At 32.1% G+C, this 16,355-nt stretch carries 12 protein-coding genes; 1 reads left to right on the top strand and 11 read right to left on the bottom strand.

Annotated elements, in window-relative coordinates:
- Positions 1 to 110: 110 nt before the first annotated feature.
- Positions 111 to 494, bottom strand: a complete 384-nt coding sequence (locus DG508_RS13740; protein ID WP_108868699.1) for a hypothetical protein — start codon at positions 492 to 494, stop codon at positions 111 to 113.
- A gap of 526 nt (positions 495 to 1,020) precedes the next feature.
- On the opposite strand from DG508_RS13740, the gene DG508_RS13735 reads away from it, so the two are divergent.
- Positions 1,021 to 2,352 carry a TolB family protein gene (locus tag DG508_RS13735; protein WP_108868698.1) on the top strand — a complete coding sequence of 444 codons (1,332 nt, stop codon included), beginning with the start codon at positions 1,021 to 1,023 and terminating at the stop codon, positions 2,350 to 2,352.
- A gap of 572 nt (positions 2,353 to 2,924) precedes the next feature.
- Here the strand turns inward: DG508_RS13735 and DG508_RS13730 are convergent.
- From DG508_RS13730 to thrS, 10 genes are all read right to left on the bottom strand, one after another.
- Positions 2,925 to 4,196, bottom strand: a complete 1,272-nt coding sequence (locus DG508_RS13730; protein WP_103866519.1) for an adenylosuccinate synthase — start codon at positions 4,194 to 4,196, stop codon at positions 2,925 to 2,927.
- Entirely contained in the window at positions 4,196 to 4,666 is a 471-nt protein-coding gene (locus DG508_RS13725; RefSeq protein WP_103866520.1) for a Fur family transcriptional regulator, read from the bottom strand. The genes DG508_RS13730 and DG508_RS13725 overlap by 1 nt, the downstream gene beginning before the upstream one ends.
- A gap of 176 nt (positions 4,667 to 4,842) precedes the next feature.
- Entirely contained in the window at positions 4,843 to 7,047 is a 2,205-nt protein-coding gene (locus DG508_RS13720; RefSeq protein WP_108868697.1) for a RelA/SpoT family protein, read from the bottom strand.
- 330 nt (positions 7,048 to 7,377) lie between these two features.
- Positions 7,378 to 8,610 (bottom strand): M48 family metallopeptidase, encoded by a 1,233-nt coding sequence (locus DG508_RS13715; RefSeq protein ID WP_108868696.1) that lies wholly within the window; start codon positions 8,608 to 8,610, stop codon positions 7,378 to 7,380.
- Between the two features lie 101 nt (positions 8,611 to 8,711).
- Entirely contained in the window at positions 8,712 to 9,518 is an 807-nt protein-coding gene (locus DG508_RS13710) for a TrmH family RNA methyltransferase (protein ID WP_108868695.1), read from the bottom strand.
- A 51-nt stretch (positions 9,519 to 9,569) separates the two neighbouring features.
- The gene (locus tag DG508_RS13705; RefSeq protein WP_108868694.1) at positions 9,570 to 12,308 is read right to left on the bottom strand and encodes an ATP-binding protein; all 2,739 of its coding nucleotides are present in this window, start codon (positions 12,306 to 12,308) and stop codon (positions 9,570 to 9,572) included.
- A 306-nt stretch (positions 12,309 to 12,614) separates the two neighbouring features.
- Positions 12,615 to 12,959 (bottom strand): 50S ribosomal protein L20, encoded by a 345-nt coding sequence (gene rplT / locus DG508_RS13700; protein ID WP_103867281.1) that lies wholly within the window; start codon positions 12,957 to 12,959, stop codon positions 12,615 to 12,617.
- 136 nt (positions 12,960 to 13,095) lie between these two features.
- Positions 13,096 to 13,293: a 50S ribosomal protein L35 gene (gene rpmI, locus DG508_RS13695; RefSeq protein ID WP_027394180.1), complete on the bottom strand. Its 198-nt coding sequence runs from the start codon at positions 13,291 to 13,293 to the stop codon at positions 13,096 to 13,098.
- 66 nt (positions 13,294 to 13,359) lie between these two features.
- Positions 13,360 to 13,869: a translation initiation factor IF-3 gene (infC, locus tag DG508_RS13690; protein WP_255412568.1), complete on the bottom strand. Its 510-nt coding sequence runs from the start codon at positions 13,867 to 13,869 to the stop codon at positions 13,360 to 13,362.
- A 74-nt stretch (positions 13,870 to 13,943) separates the two neighbouring features.
- On the bottom strand, positions 13,944 to 15,890 hold the full coding sequence (thrS, locus tag DG508_RS13685; RefSeq protein WP_108868692.1) for a threonine--tRNA ligase: 1,947 nt from the start codon (positions 15,888 to 15,890) through the stop codon (positions 13,944 to 13,946).
- Positions 15,891 to 16,355: the final 465 nt, after the last annotated feature.

Here is a 16,355-nt window from a genome sequence, read left to right as displayed (position 1 = left end):
TCGTAAAGCAGCGGGATTCCCCAGACCTTTATATCCTAGTAGTATTGCTACCCCAGAGGCTACCAAAGAACAACAGGCAGAACGTAAACGTATAGGAGGATGGTAGCGCATCAAAGAGTTTTTTTGTGAAAACTCAATTCTGTTGTCCCTTCAAAATCTTCAATGATTTTAGCTGTTAAATTAGATTCAGTTAGTTGGGTCAAACTCATGTCCTTTATGACATAACCAGAATTTGTTATTTTAATTATTTTTTTCTCTTTGTCTATTTCAAATGTTCCATCAAATTTATTAATTACATTTCCTTTTAAATCTAATATCCTGTTTTGATACGTTCCGTCTTCTGAAAAAATAATTTCATGGATGTTGCTAGAGTCATATAAATCACTTGATTCATTTTCTACCCAAGTTCCTGTTAAATAATTTAGGCTTATTTCATTTGAGCAAGAAAAGGAGATGATAATAAGAGGTAGTACTAGTATTTTTTTAATTTTCATATTTGATTACTGTATGCTTATCTAAAAACGTTGTTTTTAGCAAATCTAAAGATAAAGTAATTTTGAATATCTAATTGTAGAAATATCGAATAGCGAACTCCCAATACTGAATTATAGAACCAAAAACCACCAACCATCAACTAAATTCTAAATATTACATCTACTGTGAATGGTAAGGTATGTTGATATAGATCATTTTTTTTGTTGGTTTTTTTTTGTTGCTTGCGATAAAAAAAGGATGATGTGTTTGTTTTATAGGATGAAAGGTTATTGTTGAAAAAAAGGCAGATGAAAATGATATTTTTTTGATTTTTTAACACATGATCTGACTAAGCATCAGTAAATTGCACTGGGAAATAACAATAAAACAACCGATTTGTGCTATGGGGATAGCATCGTCATATATTTTATAAAAGACATTGTTGGTCGTAATTTATTAAGCCAAAGTGTATTGAAGATCGATACAGTATTGGTTTTGTAAAAAGCGATGATGAGGTCGTAATAGTATCGATAAAAAAAATAATAGATGTTTTTGAGAAAAAACTACGGGGTTCTATTTTTTTTGTTTTTCTGGGGAGCATTGTTTTCTCAAGAAAGACAGTTGCAAAGAGCGAATACAGCTTTTGAAAAACATGCTTTTGCTGATGCAAAGAAATTGTATCTAAAAGCATTGAAAAAAGGGGGACAATCAAAAGAATTATATGAAAAACTAGGGGATTCATATTATTTGACAGGAGATTTAGAAACTGCAGCGCAGTGGTATTGGGTATTGCTATCAATGTATTCACATAAGGTACACCCAGTATATAGAGATAGATATGTTATGAGCCTCAAGGCTAGTACGTCTACAGATAAGATTGATGGCTTGTCATCAATGTTGTATACTAATACCACTACTAATAAGGAGGGGATAGATCCAGCACATGAGAATTTTGTGATCAAGAACCTGAAAATTAATTCAAAATATTCTGATTATGCTCCTGCCTTTCATGAAGGGGGGCTGGTATTTGCTTCTTCAAGAAATAAAAATAGCTTTTCTGAGGTATTGCATGGGTGGAATAATGATCCATTTTTGGATTTGTATGCCGTCAAGAAGAAACATGATACGCATAAGGTTCAGAAATTAAAGGGTAATATCAATACCAAATTTCATGAGTCTTCTGCAACGTTTAGTGTTGATAAAAAAACAATCTATTTTACACGTAATAACTACTCAAAAAGAAAACCTAAGAGGAGTAAAGATCAATTGGTTTTATTAAAAATCTATAAGGCTGATTATATAGATGGAAAATGGAGAAATATAAAGGAGCTACCTTTTAATAGTGACGAATACTCGATTGCACATCCTGCATTATCACCAGATGGTAAATACTTATACTTTGCTAGTGATATGAAAGGAAGTTATGGGCAATCAGATCTTTATGTAGTAACGATTGATGAACATGGTAATTTTGGAACTCCTAGAAATTTGGGAGATCAAATCAATACTCCAGGAAGAGAAACTTTTCCGTTTGTGAGCGATACAGGGAAATTGTTTTTTGCTAGTAATGGTCATGAGGGAAAAGGAGGATTGGATATTTTTATGGCAATGTTTAATACCGATGGTACTGTTGAGGTTCATAATCTGGGAGCACCTATTAATAGTCCTAAGGATGATTTTACTTTTATTATTAATGAGGAGAGCAAAATGGGATACTTTGCTAGTAATCGTAATGGGGGTAAAGGGAATGATGATATCTATATATTTAGACAAATAAATTCGTTTAAGGAGTTTCCTCGTGGTAAAAAGAAAACCAAAAAGAAACTAGAACGAGTGATTGATGTAAAGCCTAATAAAGATGGTACTACTTCATTATAAAATGTGAAACTGCAAAGTTTTAAATGTAAAATGAAAAAGGAGTTTGTGAATGTTGAACACTGAATACTGAATATAGAAATTAAAACCAAAAACTAAAGTATTTGCTGTCCTCTCAGCGTAGGCTGGGAACCATATACAAGAAGGGATGTAAAATCGCAAAATTCTAAATGTAAAAATAATTTTGAATAGCGAATTCCTAATAATGAATAACGAAGTTATACCATTTACACTTTGAATTTACCGCAATAAAATTCTCTTTTTCGCCTATGCTTCAGAATAAAAATTAACCGTAGCTATTGCTATGCTGATTTTTTCTTCTTTGCATAAACAAAAAATAGCTGATTTTCTTTTTACAGTAAATTCAAAGTATAACTGGTATTACAACCACAAAGCATTAACCAGCAACTAAACACTTATACGAGATTTTTATGTGTAAATCGTATTACTACTAAACTCTAAATGTAAAGTGTGAAAATGTTTCATAAATCCACTTGAGGAGATAACTTCTGGATACAATAAAAAAAATACCACTCTGATGAGTGGTATTTTTTATTAGATATGATTGTCTTTTCTTATCTATGTATAGTTTGTTTTCTATCAGGACCTACAGAAACGATGGTAATAGGTGTTTCTAATTCTTTTTCTAGAAACGCTATATATTCATTTAACTCTTTTGGGAGTTGTGCGGCATCTGTCATTCCTGTAAGGTCTTCAGACCATCCACTGATTTCTGTATATATAGGAGTTACATTTTCTGGTTCGATATTATAGGGTAGGTGTGTGATTTTTTTACCTTGATATTCGTATGCTGTACATACTTTTAAGGTTTTGAAACCACTTAATACATCTCCTTTCATCATCATAAGCTTTGTTACACCATTCACATGCACTGCATATTTTAGGGCAACAAGATCAAGCCAACCACATCTTCTAGGTCTTCCTGTGGTAGCTCCAAATTCGTTACCTACTTTGGCCATTGTTTCTCCGTCTTGATCAAATAATTCTGTTGGAAATGGCCCGCTACCTACTCGTGTAGTGTATGCTTTGAATATCCCGAAAACGTCTTTTATTTTGTTGGGTGCAATCCCTAATCCTGTACAAGCTCCAGCGGCAGTGGTATTAGAAGATGTTACAAATGGATATGTACCAAAGTCTATATCTAATAAAGATCCTTGCGCTCCTTCTGCCAATACTGTTTTACCTTCTTTTTGAGCTTGGTAAAGGTATTCTTCACTATCAATAAAGGTTAGTGTTTTTAAGACTTTTACAGCTTCAAAAAAGTCATTTTCTAATTCTTTTAGATTGTATTCTATTTTTGAATCATAGAAATCAATCATGGCTTCATGCTTATTTGCTAAGGCACGATAGCGATCTTTCCAGTCACTTAATTCTAGGTCACCTACTCTGATACCATTTCTACCAGTCTTATCCATATAAGTAGGACCAATCCCTTTTAAGGTAGATCCAATTTTTGCTTTTCCTTTTGATGCTTCTGATGCGGCATCAAGAATTCTATGCGTAGGAAGAATTAGGTGTGCTTTTCTTGAAATTAATAGTTTGGATTTGTAGTCTAGATTGAATTTACTAAGATTGTCTAACTCTTTTTTGAATATAACGGGGTCAATTACGACACCGTTTCCAACCAAATTAATAGCCTTGTCATGAAAAATACCACTAGGAATTGTATGTAATACATGTTTGATGCCATCAAATTCTAAGGTGTGACCTGCGTTGGGCCCTCCTTGAAATCGTGCAATGATGTCATAGTCTTTTGTAAGAACGTCTACAATTTTTCCTTTACCTTCATCTCCCCATTGGAGACCAAGTAATAAGTTTACTGCCATTATGAGTTGTCTTGATTAGTTGTTTTTTTCTTTGTTCCGTAGAAATATAGAGAATGGTTTGTAATATCTACATCAAAAATTTCTTCTATTGTTTTTTTTATAGATTGAATTCTAGGATCACAAAACTCCATCACTTCTCCTGTATCTGTCAATATGAGGTGGTCATGTTGTCGATCAAAATATGATTTTTCATATTGTGCCTGATTCTGCCCAAATTGATGTTTCCTTACTAGCTTACAGTCTAATAAAAGCTCTATGGTGTTATATAAAGTAGCACGGCTAACCCTATAATTTTTGTTTTTCATTTTGATATACAAGGATTCGATATCAAAATGCTCATCGCTTTCATAGATTTCTTGAAGTATAGCGTATCTTTCTGGTGTTTTTCTATGACCGTTTTCTTCTAGAAAACTAGTAAAAACATTTTTTACAATGTTCTGGTCGTTTTGTGTTGTGGCTTTAGTACTCATACATTTAAAAACGCAAAGTTACATTATTTTTTGTTAGTGAGACTCGGATTTTGAGAACGAATATGTATGTATTCTCAAAAAAAGTATCCTCGGCTCGTTTTCTTATAGATAATCAGATAAATGAATAAAATAATTCTATTGATTTGTCTTCTTTTTATATTGAAAAGGTACTCATATTATTCTCTTATTACTTTATCAATACCATTAATTTTTGTAAGATTTTTTATCACCGTCTTTAATGTGTTTTTGTTTTTTACTCCTACGGTTATTTTACCAGTAAAAACGCCATCATTGGTATCAAAATTCATATTATAGATGGCAAGACTCATATTGTTTGAGATGACTTGTGTTACCTCGTTGACGACTCCTATATTATCGATACCATTAAGTCTGATTACTGCTCTGAATTCTTCTTGGCTAGAGTCGATCCATTTGGCATTGATAATTCGATACGCATAATTGCTTTGTAGTTGTAATGAGTTTGGACAATTATTTTTGTGCACCTTTATGCCTTCGTTTACTGTAATGAATCCAAAAACATCATCTCCAGGTATTGGGTTACAGCAATTAGATAGTTTGTATTCTAGTTTTTCTGAGTCTTTACCAAAAACAAGAAGGTCGTATTTGGAGGTGATTTCTGGTTTGTTGAGATCTTTGAGGTTTCCTCTGCGAATTTTGTTTTTGATAAAATTCATAAAAACATTACTTCGCGTAGTGGCAAATTCTTTGATCTTTTGATTATCGATAGTTCCTATACCTACTCTGTAGTATAAGTCAAGACTTGTTTTGAGTTTAAAGTAGAGCACGAGTTCATTGACTACTTTTTCGTTTAGTGCAATTTTCTGAGAGCGAAGTTTACGTTTGAGTATTACTTTGCCATCTTCTGCAATTTGCTTTTTTTCATCGCGTAAGGCAGATTTTATTTTTGATCTGGATCTTGCTGTGGTGGCATAGTCAAGCCAGCTAGAGGAGGGTTTTGATTTGGTAGAGGTAATGATTTCTACCTGATCTCCACTTTTGAGTTCATGACTTAAGGGGACTAATTTACCATTTACACGTGCTCCTCTGGTTTTTAGACCGATTTCTGTGTGTACACTAAAACCAAAATCAAGGGCAGTTGCTCCTTTTGGGAGCGATTTTAAATCCCCTTCGGGAGTAAAGACAAATATTTCTTTGGCATATAGATTTAGCTTGAATTCTTCTACAAAATCAACAGCATTGCTTTCAGAATTTTCTAGTGCTTCTTGTAGCCTGTTTAGCCAACCATCTAATCCTTGGTCTTGTTTTTCTTCTGTATTCTTATATTTATAATGAGCGGCATATCCTTTTTCTGCAATTTCGTGCATACGCTCACTACGTATTTGTACTTCTACCCATCTGCTATCTGGCCCAATTACGGTTATATGCAAGGCTTCATACCCTGTGGATTTTGGTTGAGAAATCCAATCTCGCAAACGAATTGGGTTGGGTCTGTAATAATCGGTTACTACAGTATATATTTTCCAGGCAATGAATTTTTCATTTTCAAGGTCGGATTTATAGATGATTCGAATAGCAAATTTGTCGTATACTTCATCGAATGCAATATTTTGTTTGACCATTTTTCTACGAATAGAAAAAATAGATTTTGGACGTCCTTTTATATCATAGTTCAATCGTTCTCTATCAAGGCCTTCTCTAATCTGATCCGAAAACTTTTTAATGTATTCGTCTTGCTCTTCTTTACTTTCTTTGATTTTTTCCAGAATATCTTTATAGATTTCGGGTTCTGTATATTTTAACCCTAAATCTTCTAATTCTGTTTTGATATTATATAAACCAATACGGTGTGCTAATGGAGCATATATGTATAGGGTTTCTGATGCAATCTTTACTTGTTTATCTGGACGCATTGCATCCATTGTTTGCATATTGTGTAAACGATCTGCAATTTTAATGATGATTACTCGTACGTCATCATTAAGGGTGAGTAACATTTTTCTAAAATTCTCTGCTTGTAAAGAGATATCTCTATCTTTTTTTAAGGAAGAAATTTTGGTAAGACCATCTACAATGCGAGCTACCGTTTCTCCAAACATTTGCTCGATATCTACTAGTGTGTATTCTGTGTCTTCTACTACATCATGAAGTAATGCTGCGGCAATAGAGGTGGCATCTAGTCCGATCTCACTTGCTACAATTTTTGCTACTGCAATGGGGTGAAAAATATAGGCTTCGCCACTTTTACGACGTTGATCTTTGTGTGCATCAACGGCAACATCAAATGCTTGGCGTATTAGGGATTTGTCTTCTTTAGATAAATCTCTATAGCTAATGCGCAATAACTCTTTGTATTGCTTGGCAATTTCTTTGTTTTCCTTTTCTATAGCAGCTTCAGTCATATAACATAAAGTTTTTTTAAGAAAGCCCTATTTAAATAATGCATGTGATATATCCCCATTAACTAAAAAAGCAAATAAAACTATTTTATACCATTTCTCAAATCAAATTATCTTCTAATACTATTTATTTTTGCTAGATGCTTCAAAATAATATAAAACGATAGTAATTGTTCTCTCTAATTTTTTTGCCTTTAGTAATTAAATGTACAATTAAGAAATGTAATCACCAAGTACTCGAGCAATGTATTTACTTACTAAGTGAGATTTAAATCTATGAAAGCTTGCTTCTAAATTAAGGGTGAATACTTTGTGAGTTTTTTTTGAGGTATTTTATTGCCGTAGGTTTTTTATTCTTTGTAATAGGGTAGGGTGCGAGTAATGAATAAATACCATAGCGGGATGGGGTGTTAGGTTACTCAGATTGTTTTTAGAAAGTTTTTTTAAACTGCTGATTAGCGCTTCACTATTATAGGTGTCTTTTGCATAATCGTCTGCTTGATATTCAAAGGCTCTAGATACCATATTCATTATTAATCCAGTAATTTCTGAAATAGGACTGTATAAGATACCAAATGCGATAAGTCCTATATGAAATGATGGTGTTTGTACTCCTAATGCTTCTGATAGTGTTGAGTTTGTAATGAATAGTGAGAGTAACCATAGTGTTAAACCTGTAAGTAAGATCGATAAAAGTAAATTGACAACTACATGTTTCTTTTTGTAATGACCTACTTCATGGGCTAATACGGCAACGATTTCTTCATTGGTAAGATCTTTTATTAAGGTGTCATAAAGTGTAATTCGTTTTTCACTACCAAAACCAGAAAAGTATGCATTTGCTTTGGTACTTCTTTTGGAGCCATCGATGACAAAAATATCTTTTAGTTGAAAACCAACTTTCTTGGAGTACGCTTTGATAGTATCTCTAAGTTCTCCTGATTCTAGTGGAGTTTGTTTATTAAAAATAGGTACGATAAGTTTTGCATAAAACATATTCATTGCCATCGTAAATATTGATACTAATACCCATGCATATATCCAAAATGAGTCTCCTGTGAGCTGATAGAACCATATGATTACTGCTAAAAGCCCTCCGCCCACAATGACCATCATAATCAAACTTTTTATTTTATCTATAAAAAATGTCTTAACAGTAGTTTTATTAAAACCAAATTTCTCTTCAATCACAAAAATTTGATAATAAGTGGCTGGGGTAGAAAGAATATCACTACCAACCATTATTATTCCAAAAAAAATAAGCCCAATAATAATCGGATTATCAGAGAAACTTCTGGCTATAGAGTCTACTAGAGCAAAACCTTCTATAAAGAAAAATAGAATCATAATGATCAGAGAGAAGGTAGAAGAGACTAGCTTGAATTTATAATTCGTTTTTTTATATGCTATAGATTTTTGGTATTCTTCTTCAGGGTAAACATCTGTAAGTTCATCTGGGATTTTTTTACTGTAATGTCTGGCGTTTAAGAAATCTAATAAAGAATCTATTAGAAATACAATAACGATGATTGCTATCAATAAAAAAAAAAGAGAATTAGGGGTCATGGATTTAGAGCAATTAGTAATTTATTTTTTTGACATATGTAGGAACTGGTAAGGTAGTGATTTTTAATTGATTTTATAGCTTAAAACTATCTCTTTGTTCTTTACAGGAACCCTCGTTGTCGCTTTGCCTCAAATATAAGAATACCTGCGGCGACAGAAACATTCATTGAGTCTATAACGCCACTCATTGGTATTTTTATATTCTGAGAGGTGTTTTTTATAAAAAGATCACTTAACCCAGTAGCTTCTGTACCTACTACAATGGCTGTAGGCTTGGTGTAATCTTGAGTATGATAATCTACTGATGCTTGCAGTGCGGCACCATAGATATCAATTTGTTTATGGTGTAAAAACGCTATAATATCCTGTGAAGATCCAGTTGCAATAGTATTGGTGAATATACAGCCTACACTAGACCGTATAATATTGGGGTTGTATAGATCTGTTTTTGGATTTGCGATAAAAACAGCATCTAGTTGTGCAGCATCAGCAGTACGTAACAGTGCTCCTATGTTTCCTGGTTTTTCTGGGGCTTCAGCAATAAGGATTAAAGGGTTTTTGGTAGCTAAGGAAAACTTATTTATATCCATATCTTTAGAGATTGCTACGGCTAAAACTCCTTCAGTAGTTACTCTATATGCTAGTTTTTGATATATTTCTAAGGAAATTTCAAAGAGATCAATTTGATTTTTTGATATGCTTAGTAGTACAGAAACTTCTTCATGACTACAAATAGAATTGCAGTAATATAGTTGTGTTATTGTATAGTCTCCTTGTAGGGCTAAAGTAATCTCACGTTTTCCTTCTATAATAAAACGTTTTTCTCTTTTGCGAACTCGTGATTTTTCTTTGAGTTGGTGAAGAAATTTTATTTTATCATTTTGATGACTATGAATCTGATTTTGCATACTGGCAAAGATACTAATAGAGAGGAAAAGATATTTTCTTTTTTGAGGTATTTAAGAAGAGAAATCTTTGATATGTTGTTTAACTTCTATAATGATTTGAGAGTAGGTGTTATCTAGTTTGTTGAAATGTTCTGAAAGTGTAACGATTTCTGACATGTCTTTTGATAGATATTCGATTTTTTCTAAAAGCTCTGTTTCATTGTGCAGCCCTATAGTTCTATAACTAGATTTAAGCTTATGCGCAATTCCTTTTATAATATTTAATTCTTGATTGATCACTGCTTGTTTTAATTTTTGATAGTCTTGTGGTGTTTCATCAATAAAAATTTGAAGAACTTCTTGAATGACTTTGGGATCATTATCAAAAGTTTTTTTCAAAAAAGATAAATCACAAAATATATCTGTATTGAAGGCCTCTGGTGCCAATAGTTGTTTTTTTACTTGAAGACTCAGGAGTATTTCTTCTAGGGCTTTTTCGCTTAGAGGTTTGGTGAGGTAAAAATCCATTCCAGAGGCTGTAGCTCTTTTTTTTGATTCTGGAAATACATCTGCAGAGCATGCAATGATAGGAGTTTGTCTTGTTTTTGTGTTATCAGATTTACGTATGCGTTCTGCTGTTTCGGGACCATCCATAACAGGCATATGCATATCCATAAGGATCAGATCATACTCTGAATGTTCAATTTTTTCTAATGCTATTTTACCATTATCGGCAATATCTATAATCATGTTCCAATTAGAAAATAATTGCTTAATAAAGAACTGATTCATTTTGTTATCTTCTACAACAAGTACTTTCATTCCTGACAGGTTATTATGATTTTGAGTAGAGGAGAGGCTTTGCAAATTTGTATCTGTAGATCTGAAATTACTTTTTGCATACATGATAGAAAAATCAAAGGTTGATCCACTACCTGTTTCACTTTTCGCATTAAGTACTCCTCCTTGCAATTCTATAAGTTGTTTTGATATTGAAAGTCCAAGTCCTGTTCCTTCAATTTTATTTTTTCCTGGTTTGTGTATTTGGTAAAAGCTTTCGAAGATATTGTTGAGTTTATCTTCTGGTATACCTACTCCAGTATCTTTTACAGAAAAATTAATAGTAATATACTTACCATTTATTTCTTTTGCCTTTATTGTGATACTAACTTCTCCAGTTTGAGTAAATTTTATAGCATTACCCAATAGGTTAATTAGAATTTGATTGAGACGTAGTTGGTCTCCGACAATAAATTTAGGTACAGAAGAAAGGATGTTTGTGGTGTACTTTAATCCTTTTTCGTCAGCTTTTATTTTGAATCCTCTTGATATATTGTTAATTAAATCATGTAGATTAAAATCTGTTTTATGTAAGGTAAGCTTTCCTGCTTCTATTTTAGAAAAGTCAAGGATATCATTGATCAAAATTAAAAGATTCTCAGCAGAAAATTGAATTCCATCAAGATTTTTTCTGTCAATTTTTGGATTACTGAAGTTGCCTTTTTGTAAAATACCAGTAAGTCCAAGAATAACATTGAGAGGAGTTCTGATTTCATGACTCATATTTGATAGAAAAACCGATTTTGCTTTTGCAGATTTTTCGGCTAATACTTTGGCTTCTCTGATTTCATTGTCTATAATTTTTCTATCGGTTATATCTCTGAAAAAACCGTTAAACAGATAGTCATCTTTGGTTTCTATTGCAATGATAGTGAGTTCAATATATATTACTTCCCCATTTTTTTTGTTTACAGAGGTTTCTACTCGTTTATTAATTAACTCATCATGTCCATTTTTTATGTAATTGGTAAGACTTCTTTTAAGTTCTTGTCGTAATTTATAAGGAACCAAGGAATAGATGCTATGACCAATTGTTTCTTCTCTTTCTAGTTCTAGTATATTTTCTGCTTGCTTATTCCAGTTTAGTACAACTCCTTTGCTATTTACAAGGATGACACCATCCATTGCAGTTTCTAGCATGGTTGTTTTTAAGTGTTCACTATACTTTAATTCTTCTTCTACTTTTTTTCTTTCAATTATTTCTTTTGTGAGTCTCTCGTTTATCTCTTCTAGACTATATAGTTGCTTTTGCAACATTTTATGCATTTGTTGCTTGCTAGGAAAATTAATTAAGTCTTTGGCAAGAATCTCTTCAGGGATTACGTTTAATATAGCAGTAAATGAATCTAATAAATGATATGATTGAAAGTGTTTTTTGTAAATTATTAAATAGATATTAGTGATTGCATTTATACCAATACTATTTTTTATTTTTAGAAATATTTGGTTAGAAAAATCCAAAAGCTTTTTTCTTTCCTTTATGACATCTATTGTTGTAAAGTTATATGGTGTGTCTAGATAGTTTTTGATTTTTATGATAATAGGGTCATTGTGGTGTCCTATTAACTCTGATGATTTTTTAAGTACTTCTGATAAAAAAACTTTGCAAAGAATTAATTCTTGCTCTTTTATAGGGTCAAATATTAATTTGAAAGATTTGTATTGTAATAATGAGCTATATTTTTCAGTAACTTGATTTCTTAAAAAAAAAATATCAGATTGTTTAACTGTATTTTTTTCAGTGATATGTTCTTCTAAGCATAAATATAATTCAGGTAGTGATTTGACTTTTTTTGAATATGATAAGGTTTTAAAAGTTTTAATTTTAGCTTTTATAGCAGGAACATTATTTGGAGCATCTATTTCTTTCCAAAGAAAATCTATTAGACCAATTATTTGCTGTTCATCTGAATTCTCAGCGAAAGATTGTTTTTTGAGGGGTTTTATTTTTTTTAACCAATTAAGGATCATTCAGGGGTATGTTTTGACGGTCTTTTTTTATACTACAAAAGCCTAATTTTAATAAAACCCCAAGTGTAAAATAGTATGATGAAATTTGCGTGATATTTCAACAATAAACCAAATAAACAATGATTTATTGATCGTGCTATCTAGTTTTTTTAAATGTAATGAAAAAATACTAATAACAATGAATTTTTTACGATAAAATACTGTTTTTATCGTTAAAATACACAAAAAACAGGTTTTGCGCATAAAAAATCCCACTCGAAGGTGGGATTTTTTTATAAGTGAGATATATTGTTTTTAATAAAAGAGTTATTTTACTTTATCTACAATAGCTTTAAAAGCTTCTGGGCTATTCATTGCTAAATCTGCAAGAACCTTACGATTCAATTCGATATTATTAGCTTTTATTTTTCCCATAAATTGTGAATAAGACATACCATGTAAACGGGCACCTGCATTAATACGGGTAATCCATAAAGCACGGAAAGTTCTCTTTTTGTTTCTACGGTCTCTATACGAATATTGCATCGCTTTATCCACCGCATTTTTTGCTACTGTCCAAACGTTTTTACGACGTCCGAAATAACCTTTTGCTTGCTTAAGAACCTTTTTTCTTCTGGCTCTTTTCGCAACGGAATTTACTGATCTTGGCATAATTTTAAATTTTTAGTAGTAGGCGGTCAATAATCAACTCTTTGTATTTTCTACAAGTAGACTTACCTATGTAAATATACTTTGCTGAAAAAGCCTAACTCCTGGGTTTATATTAATGTAACCTGATTAAAAAAAATTACTTTAAACGTAATTGTTCTTTAATACTATTTTCATCGCTTTTGTGCACTAATGTTGAGTGCGTTAAAGCAAGCTTTCGCTTTTTAGATTTTTTTGTCAAGATATGACTCTTAAAAGCGTGCTTTCTTTTTATTTTACCAGTACCAGTAAGCTTAAAACGCTTTTTAGCACTAGATTTCGTTTTCATTTTAGGCATTGTATCCTTGTTTTTATAATCTCACTTATTATCGTACATCATTCCTTTTATTAAGGAAGAATTGTTTTATTTTTTTGGAGCGATAAACATAATCATTCGTTTACCTTCTAATTTAGGCATTTGTTCTACCTTACCATACTCTTCTAATTCTTGAGCTAGTCTAAGTAATAAGATTTGTCCTTTATCTTTATAAATAATAGAACGCCCTTTAAAGAATACATAAGCTTTTAGTTTAGCACCTTCAGATAAAAATTTGATAGCATGCTTTTTCTTAAATTCGTAGTCATGCTCATCTGTGTTAGGACCAAATCTAATTTCTTTGATGATAACCTTTGTAGCTTTCGATTTTAAGGCTTTGTCTCTTTTCTTTTGTTCATAAAGGAATTTTTTATAATCCATTATTTTACAAACAGGGGGAACTGCTTTAGGTGAGATTTCAACAAGATCAAGCTCTTGCTCTTCTGCGAGTTGTTGTGCCTTTTTTATTGGGTACACACCAACTTCTACATTGTCACCTACAAGACGAACTTCATCAACACGGATTTTGTGATTGATTCTGTGTGCATCTTCTTTGATTACTCTTAATGGCTTTTGAGACCTTCTTCTTCTTATTGCTATGACTTAAAAATTTAAATTAAACTTATTTTTTATTATCCGTTAAACGGCTTAAGGGTTTTATTAATCTCTTCTTTTACAAAATTAGAAAATTTTTCGATAGATATAGATCCTAAATCTTCTCCTCCATGTTTTCTAACAGAAATAGTATTATTATTTTCTTCTTGTTCCCCTATAATTATAATATAAGGAAATTTATTCATTTCTGCCTCACGAATTTTTTTACCAATGGTTTCATTTCTATGATCGGCAAGGGCGCGAATTTCGGCATTTTCTAACAAATTTAAAACTTTTTCCGAGTATTTTTCATATTTCTCACTGATAGAGAGTATAATAGCCTGCTCTGGCATAAGCCATAATGGGAAGTTACCGCCTGTATGTTCTAATAAAATAGCGATAAATCGTTCTAAACTTCCAAAAGGAGCTCGATGAATCATAATTGGTCTATGAAGTTCATTGTCGCTACCTTTATATGTAAGGTCAAAACGTTCGGGTAAGTTGTAATCTACCTGAATAGTTCCTAGTTGCCAGCTTCTTCCTAGAGCATCTTTTACCATAAAATCTAGTTTAGGACCATAGAAAGCAGCTTCTCCACTTTCTATTACATAATCTAGGCCTTTATCTTTTGCTGCATTTATAATAGCATTCTCCGCTTTTTCCCAGTTAGAAACATCTCCAATATATTTATCAGGATTGTTTAAATCTCTTAGAGATACCTGTGCTGTAAAGTTGTCAAACCCCAAAGACTTAAAAACATATAAAACAAGATCTATTACTTTTTTAAATTCTTCATCTAATTGATCAGGAGTACAGAAAATATGCGCATCATCTTGAGTAAAACCTCGCACACGAGTAAGACCATGAAGCTCTCCACTTTGTTCATATCTGTAAACGGTACCAAATTCTGCGTAGCGTATTGGTAAATCTCTGTATGACCATGGAGAACTATTGTATATCTCACAATGGTGAGGGCAATTCATTGGTTTTAATAAAAACTCTTCTCCTTCTGCAGGGGTGTTAATTGGTTGAAAACTATCCTCCCCATATTTTGCGTAGTGACCAGAAGTCTCATATAGTTCTTTTTGTCCAATATGCGGGGTAACTACCATTTCGTAACCAGCTTTCTTTTGTGCTTTTTTTAGAAATTGCTCTAAACGATCACGCAGTGCAGCTCCTTTAGGAAGCCAAAGAGGTAAGCCTTGACCTACTCGTTGAGAAAAAGTAAAAAGGCCAAGTTCTTTTCCTAATTTACGATGATCTCTTTTTTTAGCTTCTTCTAGTAGCTCTAAGTATTCTTTTAATTCTTTCTGTTTAGGAAAAGAGGTTCCGTATACACGAGTAAGTTGTTTGTTTTTTTCATCACCACGCCAATATGCTCCAGCAACACTCATGATTTTTACAGCCTTGATTAATCCTGTGTTTGGAATATGACCTCCGCGACATAAATCTGTAAAAGTATCATGATCACAAAATGTAATGGTACCATCTTCAAGATTCTCTATTAATTCAACCTTATATTCGTTACCTTCATTTTTATATTTGTCTAAAGCTTCTGCCTTAGAAACAGCTCTCATTTTAAACTCATGTTTACCTCGTGCGATTTCAATCATTTTATTTTCAATCGTCTTGAAATCTTTTTCAGAGATAGTTTGATCCCCTAAATCTACATCATAATAAAAACCATTATCAATAGCGGGACCAATAGATAGTTTTACACCTGGATATAATTCCTCTAATGCTTGAGCAAGAACATGAGATGTAGAATGCCTAAAAGCAGCTTTACCTTCATCATCTCTCCATGTAAACAATACAAGATTACCATCCGTGGTTAATTCGGTGGTGGTTTCGATAGTGGTCTCGTTGAATTTTGCAGAAATAACATTTCTAGCAAAACCTTCGCTAATATCTTTTGCTACATCGATAGCTGTAACATTGCTATTGTATTCTCTAACCGAACCATCTGGTAATGTAATCTTGATCATCTTTTTCTAATTAAAGGCGCAAAGATAATACGATAATAAAATCCATACAATATATAAGGCACATTTAATTGATTAATTATGTAGTTATATATATAGGACAAGACTTGGCGTTTTAAAAACATGTATTTATTTGTGTGTTTTCTTTTATCAGTAGTCGTTGTTAGTATGAAAAGAGGAGGAGGTTTTGTTTTTGTTTGAGGTATAACTATTTTATTATCATTGAGTTGTTAATTTATTATAAATAAACTGCAAATTTTATGTTATTAATTAGATAAAAGGTTGTAGGTTTGCACCCGCAAAACGGGGTATTGTTTTGTTAGTTCATTGAGATATATTTTTTGGTTTAACAAGGATTAAAAAACTTTTAAAATTACTAAAAAAAAGTCTTGTCAGAATAAAAAAAGGTTGTAGGTTTGCAACCGCAAAACGGAGCAGTGTTTTGGTTAGTTCATTGATAGGTATTTT

The organism is Aquimarina aquimarini, from assembly GCF_900299535.1.
GTDB lineage: Bacteria > Bacteroidota > Bacteroidia > Flavobacteriales > Flavobacteriaceae > Aquimarina > Aquimarina aquimarini.
Note: the sequence above shows the minus strand (reverse complement) of the source record. Positions and strands in the feature narration are given on the sequence as shown.